General features: G+C 38.6%; 19 protein-coding genes and 1 pseudogene. 8 read left to right on the forward strand and 12 right to left on the reverse strand.

Annotated elements, in window-relative coordinates; all coding sequences use genetic code 11:
• Positions 1-2: 2 nt before the first annotated feature.
• From atpA to CSEC_RS03310, 6 genes are read left to right on the forward strand one after another with little or no spacing between them, the layout of a single operon-like run.
• Positions 3-1526, forward strand: coding sequence for a F0F1 ATP synthase subunit alpha (gene atpA / locus CSEC_RS03285; protein ID WP_041016968.1), 1524 nt, complete (start codon positions 3-5; stop codon positions 1524-1526).
• Positions 1527-1539: 13 nt separating this feature from the next.
• The gene (gene atpG, locus CSEC_RS03290; RefSeq protein WP_041016969.1) at positions 1540-2403 is read left to right on the forward strand and encodes an ATP synthase F1 subunit gamma; all 864 of its coding nucleotides are present in this window, start codon (positions 1540-1542) and stop codon (positions 2401-2403) included.
• Positions 2404-2409: 6 nt separating this feature from the next.
• On the forward strand, positions 2410-3819 hold the full coding sequence (atpD, locus tag CSEC_RS03295; protein ID WP_041016970.1) for a F0F1 ATP synthase subunit beta: 1410 nt from the start codon (positions 2410-2412) through the stop codon (positions 3817-3819).
• Positions 3820-3823: 4 nt separating this feature from the next.
• On the forward strand, positions 3824-4231 hold the full coding sequence (atpC, locus tag CSEC_RS03300) for an ATP synthase F1 subunit epsilon (RefSeq protein ID WP_041016971.1): 408 nt from the start codon (positions 3824-3826) through the stop codon (positions 4229-4231).
• Entirely contained in the window at positions 4209-5369 is a 1161-nt protein-coding gene (locus CSEC_RS03305; RefSeq protein WP_041016972.1) for a hypothetical protein, read from the forward strand. Before atpC ends, CSEC_RS03305 begins: the two co-directional genes overlap by 23 nt.
• A 2-nt stretch (positions 5370-5371) precedes the next feature.
• Complete coding sequence (locus CSEC_RS03310) at positions 5372-5791, forward strand: hypothetical protein (RefSeq protein ID WP_041016973.1); 420 nt, start codon at positions 5372-5374, stop codon at positions 5789-5791.
• Here the strand turns inward: CSEC_RS03310 and CSEC_RS03315 are convergent, their stop codons facing one another.
• From CSEC_RS03315 to CSEC_RS03365, 11 genes and pseudogenes are all read right to left on the reverse strand, one after another.
• Positions 5792-7231 carry a cryptochrome/photolyase family protein gene (locus tag CSEC_RS03315; protein ID WP_041016974.1) on the reverse strand — a complete coding sequence of 480 codons (1440 nt, stop codon included), beginning with the start codon at positions 7229-7231 and terminating at the stop codon, positions 5792-5794.
• Between the two features lie 85 nt (positions 7232-7316).
• Entirely contained in the window at positions 7317-8144 is an 828-nt protein-coding gene (gene mutM, locus CSEC_RS03320) for a DNA-formamidopyrimidine glycosylase (RefSeq protein ID WP_041016975.1), read from the reverse strand.
• A gap of 467 nt (positions 8145-8611) precedes the next feature.
• Positions 8612-9478 (reverse strand): annotated as a pseudogene (locus tag CSEC_RS03325) (UPF0158 family protein); the annotation flags it as partial.
• Positions 9479-9630: 152 nt separating this feature from the next.
• Positions 9631-10380, reverse strand: coding sequence for a hypothetical protein (locus tag CSEC_RS03330; protein ID WP_041016977.1), 750 nt, complete (start codon positions 10378-10380; stop codon positions 9631-9633).
• Positions 10381-10409: 29 nt separating this feature from the next.
• Entirely contained in the window at positions 10410-11156 is a 747-nt protein-coding gene (locus CSEC_RS03335) for a hypothetical protein (protein ID WP_041016978.1), read from the reverse strand.
• Between the two features lie 103 nt (positions 11157-11259).
• Positions 11260-12012, reverse strand: coding sequence for a hypothetical protein (locus CSEC_RS03340; RefSeq protein WP_154017611.1), 753 nt, complete (start codon positions 12010-12012; stop codon positions 11260-11262).
• 252 nt (positions 12013-12264) lie between these two features.
• Positions 12265-12693, reverse strand: coding sequence for a hypothetical protein (locus tag CSEC_RS03345; protein ID WP_041016980.1), 429 nt, complete (start codon positions 12691-12693; stop codon positions 12265-12267).
• A gap of 120 nt (positions 12694-12813) precedes the next feature.
• Positions 12814-13557, reverse strand: a complete 744-nt coding sequence (locus CSEC_RS03350) for a hypothetical protein (RefSeq protein WP_041016981.1) — start codon at positions 13555-13557, stop codon at positions 12814-12816.
• Between the two features lie 109 nt (positions 13558-13666).
• Positions 13667-14536 (reverse strand): diaminopimelate epimerase, encoded by an 870-nt coding sequence (gene dapF / locus CSEC_RS03355; protein WP_079977959.1) that lies wholly within the window; start codon positions 14534-14536, stop codon positions 13667-13669.
• An 11-nt stretch (positions 14537-14547) separates the two neighbouring features.
• A complete protein-coding gene (locus CSEC_RS03360; protein ID WP_053331727.1) occupies positions 14548-15159 on the reverse strand; it encodes an ATP-dependent Clp protease proteolytic subunit in 612 nt (203 codons plus the stop codon).
• 230 nt (positions 15160-15389) lie between these two features.
• Positions 15390-16871, reverse strand: coding sequence for a glycine hydroxymethyltransferase (locus CSEC_RS03365; protein ID WP_041016982.1), 1482 nt, complete (start codon positions 16869-16871; stop codon positions 15390-15392).
• A gap of 327 nt (positions 16872-17198) precedes the next feature.
• On the opposite strand from CSEC_RS03365, the gene CSEC_RS03375 reads away from it, so the two are divergent.
• Both CSEC_RS03375 and xylA read left to right on the forward strand, forming a co-directional pair.
• A complete protein-coding gene (locus CSEC_RS03375; protein WP_237559202.1) occupies positions 17199-18626 on the forward strand; it encodes a sugar porter family MFS transporter in 1428 nt (475 codons plus the stop codon).
• Positions 18627-18636: 10 nt separating this feature from the next.
• Complete coding sequence (gene xylA / locus CSEC_RS03380; protein ID WP_041016984.1) at positions 18637-19896, forward strand: xylose isomerase; 1260 nt, start codon at positions 18637-18639, stop codon at positions 19894-19896.
• A 141-nt stretch (positions 19897-20037) separates the two neighbouring features.
• On the opposite strand, the gene CSEC_RS03385 is transcribed toward xylA, so the two are convergent.
• On the reverse strand, positions 20038-21615 hold the full coding sequence (locus tag CSEC_RS03385) for a xylulokinase (RefSeq protein WP_053331728.1): 1578 nt from the start codon (positions 21613-21615) through the stop codon (positions 20038-20040).
• Between the last annotated feature and the right edge of the window lie 293 nt (positions 21616-21908).

Raw genomic sequence — 21908 nt, forward strand, 5'->3', positions numbered from 1 at the left:
AAATGGGTATAGATACCAATGAAGTATCTTGGGTTATTGAAGAAGAGATAAAAAAATTTGAAGGCAAGATTTCATTAGATTCTGTCGGACATGTTTTGCAAGTGGGTGATGGGATTGCCAAAGTTTATGGTTTAGATGAAGCTATGATGTCCGAGCTTGTTGAGTTTCCAAATGGAACTAAGGGAATGGTTTTGAATTTGGAAGCTGAAAGCGTTGGAGTGGTATTATTTGGCAGTGATCAAGAAATTAAAGAGCATGACCTCGTTAAAAGAACGGGAAAAGTCGTTTCGGTACCGGTTGGTGATGCGCTTCTTGGAAGAGTTGTGAATCCTTTAGGTGTACCCCTTGATGGCAAAGGGCCTATCCATTCGGAATTCATAAGGCCCGTTGAAAGCCCGGCGCCAAATGTGGTCGAAAGAAGCCCGGTTAATGAGCCTTTAATGACGGGTGTAAAATCAATTGATGCCATGATCCCAATCGGAAGAGGTCAACGAGAGCTTATTATTGGCGATAGACAGACGGGTAAAACGACTATTATCCTTGATACTATCTTGAACCAAAAAGATACGGACATGCATTGCATCTATGTGGCCATTGGACAAAAAGCTTCTCAAATCTCCCAAATTGTCTCTTTATTAGAGCAGCATGGCGCTATGGAATATACAACTGTTGTGGCTGCGACAAGCGCGGATCCGGCCCCTTTGCAATATTTAGCCCCTTATGCCGGCGCAGCCATGGGGGAGTATTATCTTTACAATGGTAAAAACGCGATCTGTTTTTATGATGACTTGTCAAAGCATGCCCAAAGCTATCGCCAGCTTGCTCTTCTTTTAAGAAGACCACCCGGCCGAGAAGCTTACCCTGGAGATATATTCTATCTTCACTCAAGGCTTCTTGAAAGAGCGGCCAAGTTAAATAATGAGCTTGGGGGAGGCTCTTTAACTGCAATTCCAGTGATTGAAACACAAGCTGGAGATGTCGCAACTTATATCCCAACCAATGTGATTTCTATTACAGACGGTCAAATTTTCTTGGAGTCGGATCTTTTTTATGCAGGCGTAAGGCCTGCCATCAACGTCAGCTTATCGGCTTCAAGGGTCGGTGGAAAAGCGCAAAGCAAAGCCATGAAAAGAGTCGCTCAAAGCTTAAGGCTAGATCTTGCGCAATTTAGGGAGCTTGCCGCTTTTTCTCAATTCGGCTCAGAACTTGATGACGCTACAAAAGCTCAGCTTGATAGGGGAGAGAGGATGGTTGAAATCTTAAAGCAAGGAAAATTAGATCCGCTATCCCTGGCAAGACAAGTGATCATAATTTTTGCCGGTGTCAAAGGATTTTTAGATGATATCCCTATAGAAGATATTAGAAGCTATGAAGAAGAGCTTTACCCTTTCGTAGAAAAAAATTATAGGTCTATCCCGGATGCCATTTTTGAAACAAAAGATTTAAACGAGGAAAATGCCAAACTGCTAGAAGAGGCAGTTAGAAAGTTTACAAATGATTTTAAACAAAAACGAAGAAAAGACTAAGGTTTAAAATTCCATGGCGACGCTTCGTGAAATTAGAAGACGGATAAAATCTGTTGAAAATATTAAGCAAATCACAAAATCCATGGAAATGGTTGCAGCAGCTCGCCTTCATAAAGCTGCTTTAAAAGCTGAACAAACAGGCCTTTTTTCACGAAAAATGGAAGAGGTTTTAAACCATGTGTTAGAATCCAGCGAACAATTGACGCATCCTTTTTTTGAAAAAAGAAAAGACGATAACATTGGCTTGTTAATTGTAGGAGCAGATAGAGGGTTATCCGGTTCCTATAATAGCAATTTATTTGCAGCCATCGATCGTTTCTTAGAGAAATATGATAAAGAAAAAGTAAAACTTTATATTTTTGGTAAAAAAGCACTGGAACATTACGAGAGAAGGAAGTGGAATATCCCATTAACTCAGCTTGACTGGGGAGGAAAAACCACGTTTAAAGATATAAAGAAAATTTCCGATCTGCTTTTTACTTCCTTTTTATCTTATGAGTTTAATGAACTTTGGATGGCATCCACTCGCTATATTTCGATTTTTAATAGGAAAGTTGTGATTGAAAAGTTTTTACCTTTAAAAAAATCGCCTCGGGAGAAAGATAAACAAAGTGTCGATTTTGTTTTTGAGCCTAGGGTAGAAGAATTATTGCAAGAGCTTATAACTCGTTTTTATCTTGCTAAGATACAAGCGGCTTTAGATGAATCGTATGCCGCAGAGCTTGCTGCAAGGGTGGTATCCATGGGCTCTGCAACTAAAAATGCTGAAGATATGATTCATAAATTAACTCTTATTAGAAATAAAGTAAGGCAAGCTAGTATTACAAAAGAAATGCTTGAAATTTCAGCAAGTGTCGAAGGAATGAGCGGAAGGTAAGAATATATGGCTGAAGGAATTGTTAAACAGATAATAGGTCCGACAATTGATGTGGAGTTTCCGGAAGATCACATTCCAAACATTTTAAACGCAATTGTTGTTAAAGATCCTCAAAAAGGGATAAATTTAACGGCTGAAGTTGCGATTCAGCTTGGAAATAACACGGTTCGCTGCATTGCTCTATCTTCGACAGACGGCCTTGTTAGAGGCATGAAAGCAATTGATACAGGAAGCCCGATCGAAGTTCCTGTCGGCCCGGCTACCCTTGGCCGTATTTTTAATTTGCTCGGCGAGCCTATTGATCATTTAGAGCCTCTTCCTAAAAACACTCCAAGAATGTCCATTCATAGAGAGCCTCCTTCCTTGGAAAGCCAGGAAACCAAAAGCACTATCTTTGAAACAGGTATTAAAGTCATTGACCTTTTAGCGCCTTTCCCTAAAGGAGGGAAGGTAGGCTTATTCGGGGGAGCCGGCGTCGGCAAATCCGTTATTGTAATGGAGCTTATCCGAAACATCGCAGAGCACGGAGGCCATTCTGTTTTTTGCGGAGTAGGGGAAAGGACAAGGGAAGGAAATGACTTATGGCTTGAGATGAAAGAATCAGGGGTTCTTGAAAAAACATGTCTTGTGTTTGGGCAAATGAATGAACCTCCGGGAGCACGATTAAGAGTGGCTCTAAGCGGTCTTACCATGGCTGAATTTTTTAGAGATAAGGAAAGGCAAGACGTTCTTTTATTTATTGATAATATTTTTAGATTTATTCAAGCAGGTTCTGAAGTCTCAGCGCTTCTTGGCAGAATGCCCTCAGCTGTAGGTTACCAACCCACCCTAACAACTGAAATCGGCACTCTAGAAGAGCGCATAGCCTCCACAACTTCAGGCTCTATTACTTCAGTTCAAGCCATTTACGTTCCGGCAGATGACTACACAGACCCGGCTCCTGCAAGTTTATTCAGCCATTTGGATGCAGCTATTGCTCTTTCAAGGCAAATTGCAGAACTTGGAATTTACCCGGCAGTCGATCCGTTAGCTTCCACTTCAAGAATATTGGATCCTTGGATTATTGGAGAAGATCACTATCGGGTGGCAAGACAAGTGCAAAAAGTGCTCCAGCGCTACAAAGAACTGCAAGATATTATCGCAGTCTTAGGTATTGATGAGCTTTCAGAAGAAGACAAACTCATTGTAGCAAGAGCTAGAAAAACGCAAAAATTCCTCTCGCAACCTTTCTTTGTTGCTGAAACATTTACCGGAAAACCGGGTAAGTTTGTTAAGCTTGCCGATACCATAAAAGGCTTTGAAATGATTATGAAAGGCGAAATGGATAATATTCCGGAACAAGCCTTTTATATGGCGGGCGGCATTGAGGATGTCTTTAAAAATGCCGAAAGAATGAAAAAAGAAGAAAAAAAGTGACGTTATGTATCATTTGATGGTGCTTACCAAGAAAAAAACGTACTTTGACGGCAAAGCGAGTTCTTTAATAGTTCCCGGCACTATCGGGTATATGCAGATTCTTAAAGACCACTCGCCGATCATCGCTTCTTTAAAACCCGGCAAGATGCAAGTTAGAAATGGGCAAGGTGAAGAAGTACTCTACGCTATTTCAGGAGGTATTTTCGAATTTAATGAAAATAACGCTCTTGTTCTTGCCGATACGTTAGAAAGTTCTGATGAAATTGATATCGAAAGAGCTGAAGCTGCTTTAAAAAAAGCGCTTCACCGTTTGGAATTTGATAGCGAAACAATCGATATCCATCGTACTATGCAAGCCATTTTAAGGGCTCAAATTAGAATACAAGTTTATGAAAAAGGGCGTTCCCAATAAACAAAAAGGATCTCTTGTGCTAAGAAATTTTCTCATTTTTTTTAGTGTTTTAATTTTTCAAAGTTCCTTAATTTCCGGGGATATAAAACCGAATTGCAGGAAAAACAACTATAATGGGTGTTGTCAGGAAGCTTGTTTTAACTCTTGTCATATAGCAAACGACTGTTGTTTTAAAGATCCTTGTTGTTTTAATGAGTCTTGCCTCGATTTCGGATGGGGTTGCGGAGAGGATTTTTGCTGGGATAATCCTTGCGGATTTGACCCTTGCAACGGCGATTTTGGCAAAGGATGCTGTAACCTAAATAAAAAACTTTGCTGCAGTGATAAAAATAAAAATGCTTGCGGCGCACTTGGATTTGATCGCGTTGATGATGGCTGCGGAATTGGAAATAAAAAGGGATGCTGCGGCGGTATTGGGTTTAATCGAACGGAAGTAGGCCTAAATTGCAATAAGCTTCCCTTTAATTGCGCTCGCAATCTTGATGATCTTTTTTTAAGTGATAAGCATCCGATTAAGAAAAAATTGGATAAAATTTTTAAGAAAAGAAGAGCTACCGCTTCAATGGAAGAATTAAATGAATCGGACTTTTATGTTCTTCATTGGGCAGGGGATAGACACCCGATTGTGGCAAGACACCCCGCCTTAAGAGGGTATGTCGTTAAACTATTTGTAGACACCCAAAATGTCGGAAATGGTTATGAACACTTTGCAAGAAGGGTTCATAATGCAAGAGAAATTGCTTGCTACATTGAAGAAAATGGTTTAGGAAATTTTTTTAAAGTACCTGAAAAGTGGCTTTACAAAATCAAGGATGCTGACGAAGAAACACAAGTTGCTTATCTTTTGATTGCAAAAGATGTTAAACCCCTTTCTCCTAATAAAAATAAGCTAAAGTGGAAGAGAAGAAACTTTGGGCAAGTTCGTTTAGAAGCTGTCTTTGGGATTATTGACAACCTTGGACTTTTTGACTCGGTTTACATTGATAACATCCCTTTTTGCGAAGATGGTAAAATAGCTATTATAGACACAGAGCATTTAGGAAAATGGCCGGTGAACTTTTCTAAATTAACCCCTGTTTTCCATCCCTCTCTCCAGGTTAGATGGCTAAAATTAATTGAATGCAGAAGAACACATTAGGTATGAGCGTACTAATTCAAGATCTCGTTCTGAATCAATTGGAAACCCAATATTACAAGTGGACCAAAGAGAGCTCGGAACAAAAAGAAGTCGAGTATTTTTTAGACGGGCATTCCGTAAAAGTTATTTTTCAGAGAGGAAGTCATATTTCTTTAGACGAGGGCAGGAGAAATAATTGCATTCCAAATAGTATTAATGTACCGACAGAAAACCCTGAGATTTCGAAAATTTTTAAGCAGCGTTTTCCAATGAATAACGAGAAGATTTCCACACTTAAAATTTCTACCAATTGCATATTTAAAGTTCGCTATTTTAATTCTTATCAGGAGATGAAAAAAATTTTAGAAGAAGAAAAAGAGTGCAATAGACCTAAAGTCGACACCCATTGGCATCCGGACCCTTGCTATTGCGTTCTTTTTTAGTTATTTAGGCAATTTCTTAAAAGCGCTTAAAGCCTTTTCTCTTTGAAGGGAATGATCAACTATCGGGTAAGGGTAGTTTTCTCCAAGAGTGACACCCGATTTTACCAAAATTTCTCGAGGTGCATTCCACGGCTCATGAATGTATTTATTGGGAAGATTTTTTAATTCCGGCACCCATTTCCTAACGTATGAACCTTCAGGGTCAAATTTTTGTCCCTGCAGCGTGGGGTTGAAAATACGAAAATAAGGTGCCGCATCAGCTCCGGAGCCTGCCACCCACTGCCAACTTGCTGAGTTATTAGCAAGATCTGCATCGACAAGCGTATCCCAAAACCAAGAAGCTCCCTTTTGCCAGGGGATCAAAAGATCTTTTGTCAGAAAGGATGCGACAATCATTCTTACTCTATTATGCATCCAACCTATCTGCCAAAGCTCTCTCATGCCGGCATCTACGATAGGATAACCGGTTTGACCTCTTTGCCAATCCTTAAGATGCTTTTCATTGATATCCCAGGGAAAGTTCTTGAATCTTGAAACAAAGGGCTCCTCAGGCAACTCTTTAAAATGGTAAAGTAAATGATAGGAAAATTCTCTCCAAAATAGTTCGCTTTTGAATTTGTCAATGTCATGAGAGGTGTCGCTTTCTTTTTCCAACTCTTGCTTTAGGGCTTCTAAGATAGTATAGGGGGATATTTCTCCAAAATGTAAATGAGGGGAAAGATAGGAGGTAGTCCCCAATGATGGAAAATCTCTTCCTTCCGAATATTCAGTGAGGTTCCTTTTTATAAAATGAGTTAGCCTTTTATGAGCGCCGCTTTCTCCGGGTTCCCAAAAGTTAATAATTTCTTTGGCCCAGTTAGGTTTTTCGGGAAGAAGATCGAAGCTTTGAAGGCTTTCTGTTTTAAGGGGTTTTGCAAATCCTATGGCTTTTTTCGGAGCAGGGAGAGGGAGTCTAAAGTCAAAATCTTTTAAGCAATAATTCAAAAACCTTGTAAAAACTTTAAAAAAACTTCCTTGGGAGGTTTTAGCCTCCCAAGGTTCGACAAGGAGGTTGGCTTTGTAGGAGTGAAAATCTAAAGAGCTACGTTTGAAAATTTCTTCTAACCGATCATCGCTTAACAATGAGTCGGGTTCATAATGGCGATTAAAAAAAATTTCGCGTGCGCTTGTCTCTTTAATAATTTGTTTTAATTCTTCATCAAGCTTGCCTTTTCTTAGAATCAGTTTTAAACCGATTTCTTTTAAGGATTCTTGAAGGGATTTTAGGCTAAATTCGAGCCAAACTCTTGAAGCGCTCCCCATTTTCCAATTTTTTTGTGAAGCATCATCTAAAACATAAATTGGAATAATAGGTTTATTTCTTTTTATTGCTTCAATAAGAGCCGGGTTATCTCGAATCCTTAAGTCTTGCTGAAAAATAAGAATGACAGGGTCATCCATGGCTTAGCTCTTTGTTTTCAAAATTAAACTAAAAATTTGTACAAAGGCAGCTCAGTTTTAAATTAAAAAAGAATTTCGATGAAGTCTATTTTATCTTTTGGCAATTGGGACAAAAGTGTGTCCCTCGCGTTGCAACTCTAATTTTAACAATAAGAGAGCCGCAAACCAAACAAGGCTTACCATCTTTTCGAAATACTTTCAATCTATTTTGATTGCTGCCACCTTTTCCCTTTGCTGAAGCGTAGTTGCTTCTATGATTTCCAAGGGTTGTGCCGTTATTCTCTATTCCTGTTTTAAGCACCTCTTGAATAGCTAAAACAAGTCTTTCCGTCTCTTTTAAAGTAAGACGGTTTACGATTTCTTGGGGGTGTAATTTTGAAGCAAATAGAGCCTCATCAACATAAATATTTCCAAGACCCGCAATTTTAGTTTGATCCAGGAGAAAAGCCTTTAGAGTTCTTTTGCTTTTACTAAATAAGGCTTTAAGTGTCTTAGCGTTAAAGGTCATGCTAAAAGGTTCCATCCCAAGTTTTGGAAACGGGTCCTTTTCTTCTGAATAATGGATGCGGCCGAATTTTCTTTGATCTTCAAAAACAAGCACTCGCTTAGAACCTAGAAAAAACTTAGCTCTTTCATGCTTATGGAAGTCTTTTATCTGATTTTGAATCCATAATTTTCCGGTCATTCGCAAATGAAAGCCTAATATAAACCCCTTAAAAACAAAAACAATCCATTTCCCCCGTCTATATATATTTAAAATTTTGGCATGAGTTAGTTTTTTATGAAGGTCCTGTTCGGAGATATTTTGCAAAACTTTAGAAAAAGAAAAACTCATTTTGGAGATAGTGTCTCCAACTAATTGATTTTCAATGAGTTCTCCGACAATGGTTTCAACTTCTGGCAGCTCAGGCATAAGTGAAAAGCTTTACGCACCGGTTCACAAGGAAAAACCGGTGCGTGAGTGGTTTAAAAATTTTAAATAGATCAGCTATTCTTTTTTTTAGAAAGTTTCTTTGGATTATTGGGGATGATTTTTCTTACAGGCTTTTTATTATTTCCCGCATCTTTTTGGATAATTCTTTTTTTGCCATTGTCTTTTGGTTTTTCTTTAATGGCGGGTTTAGCTGGCTTCTGAGGTTTTTGGGAAGCCTCAGGCGATTTCATAATGGATCGAAGAGGCTTTTTCTCTTCTTTGGCTTTTTCCTTCTCGTCGCTTTTCTTAACAAGGATGGGCTTTTTCTCCGGTTGTTTTGAGGAGGATTCGCCATTAAGAGGTTTGGAAGAAAGAGGTTTTTTTATGGGGGCAGGCAGCGGTTTTTGAGTCTGAGGGGTTTCATGCGCTGCATCCAAAGCATTTCCTTTTTCGCTCTTTTCCACCCAGCGTTTTGAGAGGTCTCTTAGAGAAGCCAATTTTTTATTGATGTCGCTTGATTCATCAATATGGGCGATCCCTCGATGAGCTAGAAGCTCTTCCTCGGACTTGTATTTTGAGGAGAAGGAAGCTGCCGATAGGCCGCTTAAATCCGGCGTAAAGAGGAATTGCCTAACAGAAGAGGGGACGGTTGTATAAATATCTGGTGAAATTTGCGGTTCGAATTCTTGCTTAACGATTTGTTTTGGCGGCCGTCCACGTTTGGGTCTTGGATTTAAAGCTTCATTCGAGTAATAGGTTTTAGCCTTACTGAAAAGTGTTTTCCTTGCTTGTAAAATGTCTTTTCCGACTTTGGATTCAAAAAGAGATTCTTTAACCTTTTCAACAATTTTGCTGCCGATATCTAGGTCTTCTTCAAATACAAAGTGGAAGTGATTATTTCTAAGCCATTCAATAATGCGTATGCGAGAGCGCTCCTGATAGAATTGCTGCCACTTTTCAAGTTCGGTGTGCTGATCATAAATAAAATCTAAAAAGTTTTCCCTTGCTTCCTTAGATTGAATAATATCAAGAAGCTTTTCTTTAGTGTCGATATCATAAACTTTTTCGTTAACAAAACTTTCCATGATTTTTTTACTTTCATAGAAGCTAAGTTTTGGTATGAGACAATACCTTTCTGCATTAATTTTTATCTCTTCTTCTAAAGATTCAAGAGCATCTTTCGGCTTGTCCAAATCAACGTAGATAATGAATCCTTCTACTCTATCCAAGTAAAAGTCTCTTTCATCGTCGGATTTGGCAAAAGCTTCCATCAAGCGATTCGCTCTTAAGATAAGGGGGTTTTCGGCATTAGGAAAGGATTGTTTTTTAGACATGTCTTGCACCGGTTATGTAGAAAATTATACCTATTTTAGAGCCTTTGATCCATGATTTCAAGCAAGAATCTAGAGAAGTGAGCGAAATGGAAAAGAATTTTAACTTGTGATCAATAAAATTTTTTTTAATTAATGCAAAAACGGCTGACTTCTTAGAAACGCTCTAACTTTAGAAGAGATTGTAAGTTCCAAATTAGAGCTTCTCTAATTTTTTCTTTATGTTCCGGAAAGTCAAAGATGAAGGTTTCATACCTATAAAGCAGATAGTTTAGGGGACTGTCCTCATTCAAAGGAGGCTTTTCCGAAAAGTAAGGGGAGTCTAAACTTAAACTGTTTAATAAATCACTTAACTCTTTAGCTACGGTTTTTGTAAACACCTTCCTTCGATTTAGTTCTGCAAGTTCCTTTGCAAGATCGCACTTTTTAAGTAGAAATAGAAACCTCTCTTCTTTAGGTAGATCCGCACAAAAATCCATTTGATGTCTCAATTTAGTAGAGTCTAAAAGAGCCAAAACAAAGTGAGTCGCCCAGTCATCTTCTCTTTCAAAGAGTTTAGTTTCGCTGCCATGAGGTTTTATCATTTGCAAAGTTACAATTTTTGCATAAGTGAAAAAACAATCTTCAACAGTTTCGTGTCTTGTGACTTTTCTCATGAGTTTATGCGAGAAAACATCGGGCTTTTCTTCGCTAAAGTAATGAATTTGGAAGTCGGCAATTAAGGCTTTAAGCTTATTTAAATCCTTTAAACTCTTAGATAGAGAGCGGCTTCGGCTTAAAACAGTGACGATAAAACCTTTAAGTCTTGATTGAAAATCATTTCCCTTGATGGAACGACTTTCTAAATCGATAGCAGTCTGTATCGCTTGTTTTTCATAGTAAAAAGGATCGGTTGAAGAAAACATGGCAAACTCTTTTAAGGTAAAATTTTATCTTATTGGCCTGCTAAGTCATCCAGCGCGGCCATTAAGGCTTCCCTTACATTTTCTTCATGGTCCGTAAATTCTGAAATAAATCTTTCACATTTATAAACGAAATAGAGGAAGTGGTTTGTATAATGAGGAGGTTCTTTAAAAGAGCTGCAACTGCTTTGAAGGTCTAAGCTTTTTAAGGTATCATTTAAGTTCGCTATAAATTTTGAGCTATATAAATCTCCTGCACTTACGCCTGCCAGTTCTTTAATTAACTCACATTTTTTTTCAAAAAAATAAAATAACATTTCTTTTGGCATATTTTTAAGGAGCTTTCTTTCCTTGTCAGTCTGATGGACACCGAAGAAGGTTGAAGTAAAATGAGTTAGCCAATTATCGGGTCTTTGAAGGGTTAAAGCGTTGCAATCCTCGAAAGTGCGAAAAATCCCTGAGGTCATAATTTTCATGCAATCCAGTAAGTCTTCGTCAATCTTCGGGTGCTTGATGATTTTCTGCATCAATTTATGCGAAAAAATATCCGGTTTTTCAAGGTTAAAGTAAGTGCTCTTAAATTCTTCTATCAGTTGATTCACTTTTTCTGAATCTTTTAAACTTTTTGAGCTTGAAAAATTACTTGTGGAAACAAGCGTGATAAATCTCTTAAGAGTTGAGCTGAAGCACTTTTCATCAATAGATCGATTGGCTAGGTCTACCACGGTTTGTAAAAGGAAAAAATGGGTATCAAAAATTGAAGAACGCAATTCATTCATTTAAAAGCTCACCGGTAAAGTTTACAAAGAGAAATGACTTTAGCAAGTTGCTTTAAGGTATGCAAGAGATTTTAGCCACTCACACAATATCAGGAGTCATTTATTAGACTTCTTCCGAGTGGTATAGGTCTGCAGTTTCATAAAAAATGTTTAGAGTGGAAATAAGGACTTTTCTTGCCTCTTCCTTAAATTCTATAAATTGGAGAATAAAACACTCAAATCGGTACAAAAGACAGTTAAAGGTTTTTTCTTTTGGAGCTTCTAAAAATGAAGGGGCATTTAGATTTAAATCTTCGATAGCTCTTATTAGCTGCAATACTAACGTTTTGTCGTGAAAGTCTGCTGCATCTGTTTTTATAAGGTCATCGAATAAAGCCTGCTGCTGAATTAATAAAGCTTCCATTTTTTCTTTAGGCAACTCTTTGCCGAATTCTCTTTGTTCATCGAACTGAGCCGGTCCAATTAAGGCGATAAAAAAATGAGTCAACCACTTATCAGACCTATTAATTAGAGCAGCACATTCAAATCGATTAGCGATACTTTCGGCGATAATTGTGGTGTCGCTTATATTTAACTCATCTACAGGGCCGTGCTTTATCACTTTTTTCATAAGCTTATGGGAAAAGATATCGGGTCTTTCGGAGCTAAAGTAATAGGCCTTGAAATCCTTTACCAAAGCGTTGACTTTTTCTTTTTCCTTTAAGCTTTTGCACGAAGAATAGTTACTTTTTGCAACTGCCTTAACAAGGTGTTTGACATTGCTGTTAAAATTCTTTTCTTTAATAGATCGGTCTTCCAACTCAAATGCTATTCTTAGAGCCGATTGTTTATCTAGAATATGCGAAAACCCATTCATGCGAAAAAAACTTTGTTTATAATAGACTTCTTTCGAAACTTTCACTCAATTGTTAAAATAGCTTTTTATGGCCTCTTTTTTTCTAAATTTTTCACACATAGGTTATCCTATGCTTTCAAAATTTATCAAAAAATTTGCACAAAACCAACCCATTCTTGCCATCAAAGCGAGTTTCGAAAAAAGTCTAATGTTTTGGACTTAACTGACGTTAACAAATTGTTTTATGTCCTGCAATCGGGATCTTAAGCTGATTTAAACTTCCCCATTTATTGAAGAGTTAAATAGAGTCAAAAAAAGATGCGCGGCAAAGCTATCCGATCTTTTTAAAAAGTTATGGCCGCCCGGGAACTGTGAAAAAATTTCATGAGATAAGTTTTCTATTTTTTTAAATGTTTGTTCACTGACAGGAGGATGCTGAATGAGGCTTCTCATAAGCTTATGCGATAAAGGGTCTTTCTCTTTATTAAGATAATGCTTCTTAAAATCTTCGATCCAAAAGTTGACTTTCTCTAGATCTTTTAGACCTTCGCTGAAGCAGCCTCCATTAAAAGAAACAACTTTAATAAACTCGCTAATATGCTCTTCAAAGCCCCCGCTATCAAGAGATCGATCGGCTAAATCAAGGACCGTCTGAAAAACTAAAAATTCATTGTAAAAAGGTGAGGAAGGCAGGCCATACATATAAAAAGCTCTTTCGAAAAAATTTTGAAAGCACGAGATCTTATCAACTTTTGACAAGAGATTCAACGAAAGATAAAAGGCAACTGAAAGGCTTTTGTCAGTTCAGTTGCAAAATAAATTCTAAAGCTTGCTTAAATATTGCTCTAAGCCCCAAACAATGCTTTTTTTCATTCCGTCTTTGTTTTCGGGAAAACTTAAAATAAGAGACTGGTAGCAGTTTGTAAAATAATCAAGCGCAGATTCTTTTTCAAAAAGGGGAGCCTCGTTAAAAGAGACAGCTTCCATATCCCACCCTTTGATAGACTCAATCAGGCTTGAAATTAATTCTTTGGTGATAAACCCCTGTTTTCTCCCGTCTCCTAGATCTCTTCCAATGATCCCTCTTTTTTTAAAGGATTCGTGCCTTTCCTCCTCGGACATGCCTTTTAGGAATTCTTTATGAATATCAATATTTTTCGGATCAAAAAGGGTCAAAAGAAAATGGCTTGTCCAGTTTAAAGCAGGCTCTTTTGAAATAAGCTTATCGCCATCTTCTCTGCATTTAAATAAGGCGTGGGCTACGTTTGTTGTTTCTTTAAAGGTACTCTCAGATACTTCGGGGTGTTTTGAAACTTTTCTCATAAGTTTATGTGAAAAAAGGTCTGTTGATTCAGTCTCAAAATAAACACTTGCAAAATCCTCAATCATAGATGACACTTTTTCGGAATTTTTTAATGTTTTGGAAGAAGATCGTTCTTCTTTTGAAACAATGGCTATAAATCTCCCTAAGCTTTCTTTAAGTTCTTCTTTTGGAATCGCATGGCTTGCTAAATTAATGGCTATTTGAAGGGCCTCTTCTCTATAGTCAACGCGGGATGTATTCATAATAATTTAAGCCTTTTTAAAATTTTACGGATGAACAAAGGCAAAAAATTATTAGATCTTTTCGATTTATGCAAACAGTTTTTAAAATTTTATTGAGTGTGAATTAAGCCTACACGCTTAAAGTAAAAACACCGTCAAAAAGCCTTTTTACAGGCCCTAAAAGGGTGAGCTTTTGAGGTTTTTTATGATGGAGAGTAAAATTAACTTCGAGAATATCTCCTGACTTGACATGCACTTGAATAGGCGATTTGAGGCCATGAAGGACGCTTGCCGCTAAGGCAGAAGCTGCAACGCCGGTTCCACAAGCTAAAGTTTCATCTTCAACACCTCGCTCAAACGTCCTTACCTCGATATGGGTATGATGCAACTTGACGACATTAAAGTTTGTGCCATTTGGTTTAAAAGCTTCGTGATGGCGAATCATTGATCCTATAGCAAGAAGGGGAAAGCTTTCAATATCCGAGGCAAAATGGACGACATGAGGCACGCCCGTATTAAGGTATGCAAAGCGCCAGGGCTGGCCATTTAATTCAATTTCCTCGTGCCATTGAATGTCTAAAACTTCTCCTAAAGAGATTTCGATGCCTTGATCTTTAAGCCTCGCTTCTAAAATTCTCTCTTTAGTTTGAAGGGTGTAAAAGTTTTTTGTCTGGATGCCAAGGGATGCTGCAAAATGAACGGCGGTTCTTGCTCCATTTCCACACATTTCAGCTTCCGAACCATCACTATTAAAAAATCTAAGTCTAAAAGAGGCGCGGTCAGAAAGCTCTAAAAGAATTAAACCATCGGCGCCTATGCCTTCTTTTCTATGGCATAACTGCTTGGCTATCAGAGGCCAGTTAAGTTCATGGGGGCTTCTATTGTCGATCAAAATGAAATCGTTTCCGGCACCGGAATATTTTGCAAAAGAGAGTTCTTTTTCAGACTTCATCACTTTCTCATTTGCCGGATAAGAAGCTATCATGGACTCAACTGGCATACACTTTGAACTTATTTTAGTAATTTTTCAAGATCTTCATTTTTTGTGACGATATGATCGAGAAGTCCAAAGTCTTTGGCTTCATTAGCTGTCATCCAAGTGTCTCGGTCGATGGCTTTTTCAATTTCTTCAGCCGATTTTCCCGTGGCTTCTACGTAAATTTTTACAAGCGTGCTTCTTGTTTTAATCATTTCCCTGGCTTGAATATCCAAGTCGGTTGCTTGCCCTTGCAGAACGCCGCCAATTAGAGGTTGGTGGATCATAATGCGAGAGTGCGGGGTTGCAAGCCTTCTACCTTTTGCAGCACAAAGGCTTAAAACAGAACCCATTGAAGCTGCAAGCCCTGTAATCATCGTGTAAACAGGAGAAGAAATCATTTTTACCTGATCCCAGATAGCAAAGCCGGCATCGACAGCGCCGCCCGGGCTATTAATCACAAGTAAAATGGGTTCTCCCTGAGATTTTAATTCAAGGTACCAGAGTTTTCGAATAATTTGATACGCTGTTTCAGAACGAACATCATCACAGAGAAAAATACGTCGTTTATCTAAAAGATCTTGTTCGATTTTATCATCCAGGTGCAAGAATGGGCTGAGATCTTTATCAGCTGGAGCTTTTGCCATTGACTACCTCGGTCGGGTTATTTTATTTTCATAAACTTAAAATTTCTATTTCATCGAATTTAAGCGTATTAATCAATACTTTATATCAATTTTCGCAATACTTTCGAGTTCAATCCTTTTTCAAGGAGTTTGGAGCTATTAGACTACTTTCGAAATTCTATTTTTAAACAATTTTTTTTGAAGTTCTTTTTGTCCAAAAACAGTTCATTTTAATAGAGAAAGAAGTCTATTTATTCATCAATTGTAATTTCCGGATAGAGCGGGTATTCCTTAAGAAGTCTTGCAACTGTCTCTTGACTTGACTCTAAAATATTTTCAGGTACAATCGCTTTGGCTTTACTTTTCTGACCATCTTTTTGGGTATCGGGTTCAGCTGACTTTAAGACTGACGCGATAATCTTTGCAATTTCAGCCATTTCCTTCTCTCCCATGCCAAGTGTTGTTAGAGCAGGTGTCCCGACGCGAATGCCGCTTGTATACCAAGGACCGTTTGGATCGTTCGGTATGGAATTTCGGTTAACGGTAAGATGCGCTTTTCGAAGGAGCGTTTCTGCTTGTCTTCCATTTATCTTTAGCGGAGTTAGGTCTACAATTAAAAGATGGTTTTCTGTTCCATTAGTCAGAACTTTTAAGCCTAGCTCCTGCAAAAACGAGGCGAGAAGGCTCGCATTTTCAACAACTTTTGAAGCATAGTTTCTAAAAGCCTGAGTGTTGGCTTCTTTAAAAGCGATGGCTTTAGCTGCGATCACATGGGGAAGCGGGCCTCCCATAACAAGAGGGCAGCCTTTATTAACTGCTTCACTAAACTCATCGTTTGCAAGAACAATACCGCCCCTTGGGCCTCTTAAGGTTTTATGTGTGGTTGAGGTGACAATATGGGCATAAGGAATCGGATCAAACTCACCTTGAAAAACTTTTCCGGCGACAAGGCCTGAAAAGTGAGCCATATCTACAATTAAAACGGCATTCACTTCATCGGCAATGGCGCGCATTTTAGCGAAATTAATTTTTCTTGGATAAGCGGAGTAGCCGGCTAATAAAATAAGCGGCTTTTCTTTAATCACTTGAGCTTTAAGGGCTTCATAGTCAATTAAGCCTGTTTTGGGATCAACGCCATAGCTTACGGACTGCATCATTTTCGAAGAGATATTGTGTCTATAGCCATGTGTCAAATGGCCTCCCGCACCGAGGGCGAGGCCCATGACTTTTTGCTTGTTTAGAACTTGTCGTACTGTTTCATATTCGCTTTCTGTTAATTCATCGAGCGTGGCTTTTCCAAGGGCTTGAATTTCTTTATTCTGCACTCTCTCTGTAAGAACTGCCCAAAAAGCGATCAGGTTTGCGTCGGCACCGGAATGGGGTTGGACGTAAGCGTGCTTTGCGCCGAGTAAAGACTTAAGTTCTTCTTGAGCCATGGATTCTAACGTGTCGACGTTTTCGCAACCTGCATAAAACCTATGAAACGGGTAGCCTTCGGCATATTTGTCCGTTAACAAATTGCCCATAGCTAGCTGAACCGCTAAAGAGGAGTAATTTTCCGAAGCAATAAGTTTAAGATAGGACCTTTGATCCTTCAATTCCTGAATAATGGCTTGGCTGACTTTAGGCTCGGAATTTTCAATATGATCTAAAGAAGCAAGATAGGCAATAGCAGCGGTTGAGCGCTCGCTCTCTTTGGTTTTTTCAAAATATTTTTTTAAATAATGCGACATGCTTAACCCTTTAACTCGAATGAGGAATTAATAGACTTCTTTCGAAACTCCATTCAATTGTTAAAATAACTTTTTTTGGCATCTTTTTCCTAAATTTTTCAACATAGGTCATCCTATGTTTTCAAAATTTATCAAAAAATTGCACAAAACCAGCCCATTCTTCCAATCAAACCAAGTTTCGAAAAGAAGTCCAATGATGAAGGATGAAGGTTTAAAAGTAAACCGGTTTCCATTCTCAATAGGATGCAAAGTAATATTTTGAAAATAATGCTCTTTCGAAAGAAGTTTAATAAAAGAGTTCAAAAAAAAAGATAAAGAGACCAATGTATGCAAAATTATGTTTTAAAACTCTTGTTATCGGGAGCTTTTATGAAGGTCGATTATTGTTTGAAAGTGGCTCTTGTGGCAGCATTAGCAGGTATTTTGTTTGGTTATGATACAGGGGTGATGTCAGGCGCTATCCTTTTTGTAGCAGAAGAATTTGGCCTAGATTCTACAATGAATGGGATAGTCGTAGGCGCGGTCTTGTTCGGGGCGCTTTTAGGAGCTGCTTTTAGCGGCAGGATTGCGGATGCGCTGGGGAGAAAAAAACTTCTTATCCTAACTGCTATAGCGTTCATTTTGGGCTCAATAGGAACAGCCTTTTCCCCCTCCATTGCTACTTTAACGATAGGGCGCTTATTTATAGGGTTCGCGATAGGGATTGCTTCCTATACAGCCCCTCTTTATATTTCCGAAATTTCTCCGGCTGATAAAAGGGGCCAGCTTGTCTCTTTAAATCAATTGGCTATAAGTCTTGGAATTTTGATTTCATATATTGTAGATTTTTACGCAGCTTCCTATTTCTCTCAAAATGAATGGCGATGGATGTTAGGGCTTGGGGTTGTGCCGGCCATTTTTCTTCTTATTGGAATGATTTACTTACCGGACAGTCCAAGGTGGGTTTTCTCAAAAGGGCGTGAAAGTGAAGCTAAAGAGATCCTTCAAAAAATAAGGGGGCCTAACGTTTCTATTGAAAATGAGCTTGGTGAAATTCGAATGACCCTAAAAGAAGATAGGGAAGACTGGCGTCTGCTTTTTTCAAAGACTCTTAGGCCTGCTATTTATACAGGCTTTGGCTTAGCTGCCATACAACAAATAACCGGCATCAACACCATCCTTTATTACGCTCCGACCATCCTTCGTCTTTCAGGATTTGAATCAAATAATGCCGCCATTTTTGCTACTATGGGAATCGGGGTTGTCTTTGTCCTCTTTACTCTTCTTTCGCTAAGATTGATTGATACTCTTGGCAGAAAGCCGCTTCTCTTTATGGGGCTTTTAGGTATGAGTCTTGGACTTTCCCTTTTAGTGTTTGTTTTTGCAAATCCCAAAAATCAAATCGTCCATTGGCTTGCTATTTCCAGCATGCTTCTTTACATCGCAAGCTTTGCAGTAAGTCTTGGGCCTGTTGTTTGGCTTTTAATTTCTGAGATATACCCGTTAAAAATCAGGGGCATAGGGGCAAGTCTTGCAACGTGTGTGAATTGGGGCTCTAATCTAATTGTCACGGCTACTTTTTTAAGTCTCGTTGATTGGATAGAGGTGAGTGGAACTTTTTCCCTTTACCTGTCCTTAAGTCTTTTTTCTTTATTCTTTATCTATTATTTTGTCCCTGAAACAAAAGGGGTTACACTTGAAAAAATTGAAGAGCATTTGATGGCGAACAAGCCTTTTCGCGAGTTAAAAAAGCCAGTTGAACAAGCATTAAGCTAAGGAAAGAAAAATGAATTTTTTTCAGAACATACAACCTACCGAATATCAGTTTTATAAACCGAAACAACTTGTACTTGGAAAAACGATGGAAGAGCATCTTCGGCTTTCCGTTTGTTTTTGGCATACCTTCTGCTGGCAGGGCACCGACATGTTCGGTAAATCCGTTTTTGAAAGGCCATGGAAAACTAAAGAAGAGAAAATTAGAGCCGGTTTTGAATTTATTGAAAAGCTTAGCCTTAAATATTACACCTTTCATGATGTGGATGTAGCGGATGAGGGACCTTTAGAGGAAGTCGTTGGCTTAATGGCTGAGGAGATGGAAAAAAGGCAAATCGAGCTTCTTTGGGGAACCGCCAATTTAACGGGTCATCCCCGCTATCTTGCAGGGGCTGCGACAAACCCGGATCCTTATGTTTTTGCATCGGCTGTCCATCAGGTTAAAGAAACTCTCGATGCCACTCATCAACTAAATGGGCATAATTATGTGCTTTGGGGAGGAAGAGAAGGGTATGAGACGCATTTAAATACCGATATGGCCCAAGAGTTGAATCAGCTAGGCAGGTTTTTATCTCTTCTTGCAGATTATAAACATAAAATCGGCTTTAAAGGCACTCTTTTGATCGAGCCGAAACCCCACGAGCCTACAAAGCATCAATATGATTTTGATGTGGCCAATGTTTATGCTTTTTTACAGAAACATGGCCTTGAAAAAGAATATAAGGTTAATATCGAATGCAACCATGCGACCCTTTCCGGCCACACCCTTCCTCATGAAGTAGCTTACGCTATTGCCCATGACTTATTTGGGAGCATCGATGCCAATCAAGGCGACCCTTTGCTTGGCTGGGACACAGACCAATTTCCAAGTGATATCAATACCTATACTCAAACGCTCTACCTTATTTTGTTAAATGGCGGGTTCCAAAGCGGCGGCTTTAACTTAGATGCAAAGGTAAGACGTCAAAGCTTGGATCTTGAAGATCTTTTTTATGGCCATGTCTTAGGGATTGAAACGATAGCCAAAGCTCTTTTAAACGCAGCACACCTTATAGAGACGGGTCATCTTCAAGAAATTGTTAGAAAAAGATATCAGGGTTGGGAAACAGATTTTGGAAAACAAATAATGAGCGGGAAGATGAGCTTTGAAACGATTTCAAATTACGTTAAAACAAATAAAATTAATCCGAAACCGGTCTCCGGAAGACAAGAATACATTGAGCTTTATTTAAATAGAATCAATGCCGAACATGAAGATGTAGCTCTCATCTAAAGGACAAAGGCTTCACTTCACAAGTGAAGCCTTGAATTCTAAAAGAAGTTGTTTACTCGATTTCAAAAAGAATCAAATTAACCTCTTCAATTGAGAGAAACTACCAATTTGGTAGAAACTGGTAGGAAATTGGTAGGAAAATCATCTTCGTTTTAAAGCAAAGTCATTTAAGTAACTTTCCTCTAAGTCTGCATAATGCTTTATTAAAGCATGATAGGCTTCCGGGTTTTTCGGCACAATTTTTTCCTCTTGGCCATTTTCAAAAAAGTTTGCGAGAAGGGATTTAAAAGTAAGTTTTGCATTCAAAGAAAAATAAGCATAGGCTGCCCTTAAACAAGCGCCAAGGCAGGCGCTATTTGAAACTTTTCTTTCAATAACACTCGCATTAAAAACATCTGCCATAATTTGAAGAAGCACCTTATTTTTAGAGGCTCCCCCTGTCGCATAAATTAGAGTCGGCGCTTTCCCCATCCAAGCAGAATGAACTTTCATTGAAAGCATCTCTGCTTCAAGAAGCGCTCGACAGTTGCCCGGAACATCTTCTTCATTTAGATGAAAACGATGGACTCCTGCTTCTAAAACTTTTGGGACAATCTCTGTTTCAAAAAAGGGAAGCAAGAGTTTACCGTCATTTCCAGGTTTTGCTTTCAAAACCTCATTTTCAAAAGATTTTAAATCGAGGGAGTAAAGCGATCTCATTTTTTCAATGGCAAGAGCCCCGTTTTTAAAGCAGTTTAGGGTCATAAAATGGCCATCAGGACTTCTGAAGACATGGCCTTCTCCTTTTTCATCAAAGCGAAAAGTGTCCATATGTCCAAAGTAGGTAAAACTTGTCCCTAAACTTATGGCGGAAACATTAGATTCCGCGATTCCAAGGCCTAGTAAAGAATCGGGGTTATCTCCCGACCAGATGATAGCTAATGCTTTTGGATTTAAACCATATTTGATCGTAAAATAAGGGCTGACTTCGCCAATAATTCTCCAAGAAGGAGAAAGAGGAGGCAATTTTTCTAAAAGATGGTCTGCTGTGGCCTCTAAAAAAGGCTTAGACCAAGCGCCCTTTTCAATCGACATTAAATTCATTCCTGAACCATCGGCGGTATCAATCGGACTTATAGATCCTGATAAAATCGAGCTCATGAAACCGCTAATAAGGGATATTAAACCTGTGTTTTTGTAGGATGCCGGCTCTTCTTTAAAAAATTTTCTAATCTGCGGCCCGGTAAATCTTTCAAATAGGGAAGAGCCGGTTTCTTTTAAGGCAAAGAGGCTTCCTCCCACGGCTTTTTCAATTTCAAGACATTCCTGACTTGTGCTGGCATCCATCCAAATAGGTGAGAGGTCTTTTGAAAACCCATTTTCAAAATTTTCCTTTAACGACTTGTTTGGATTTAAGTTTTTAAAAGCGGATTTTCCTCTTTCATTGAGGTAAACCGAGCCGTGCTGCTGCGCTGAACCTGAGACTGCTGAGATTAAAGTTAAGTCGAGACCTTTTCTTATCATACGTTCAAAGGCCATATCCAGGGCTTCAGCAAAAAGTAAAGAAGGGGTCGTTTTTGATAAGCCGTCATGGAGGACTCCATGTTTAGTCTGATAATGAGGCAAATCAGAATCATAATGAACCGAATCTTCGTAAATTATTTTTTTGTTTTGATAGTCGATAATTGTGGTTTTCAAACTTTGCGTTCCGCAATCGAATCCTAAAAATAACGCGTCCATTACCTTGATCTTGGGTTCATTTTGATTAAATTGACAGAGTATGGTTTTTTTTCAGAAAAAAGGGGAGGATTTCGTGAAATTTTTCTTGAGAATTAACGATGAAAGGACTAAGTTATTACTATTGACCTAAACTTTGTATTTATTTTCAGCAATTCTGTAAATTTTCTTGCGATCTTCACGCTTTTTTTCTTGAGAATGTATATGAAGCCGTTCTCACCTGAAAAAAATCGCGAAATTCATCAAGAAATCTTCCAAAATCAAAGAAGATAAACCCCAAAGCTCTGGGTAGTTCA

The sequence above is a fragment of the Criblamydia sequanensis CRIB-18 genome (genome assembly GCF_000750955.1).
Lineage (GTDB): Bacteria > Chlamydiota > Chlamydiia > Chlamydiales > Criblamydiaceae > Criblamydia > Criblamydia sequanensis.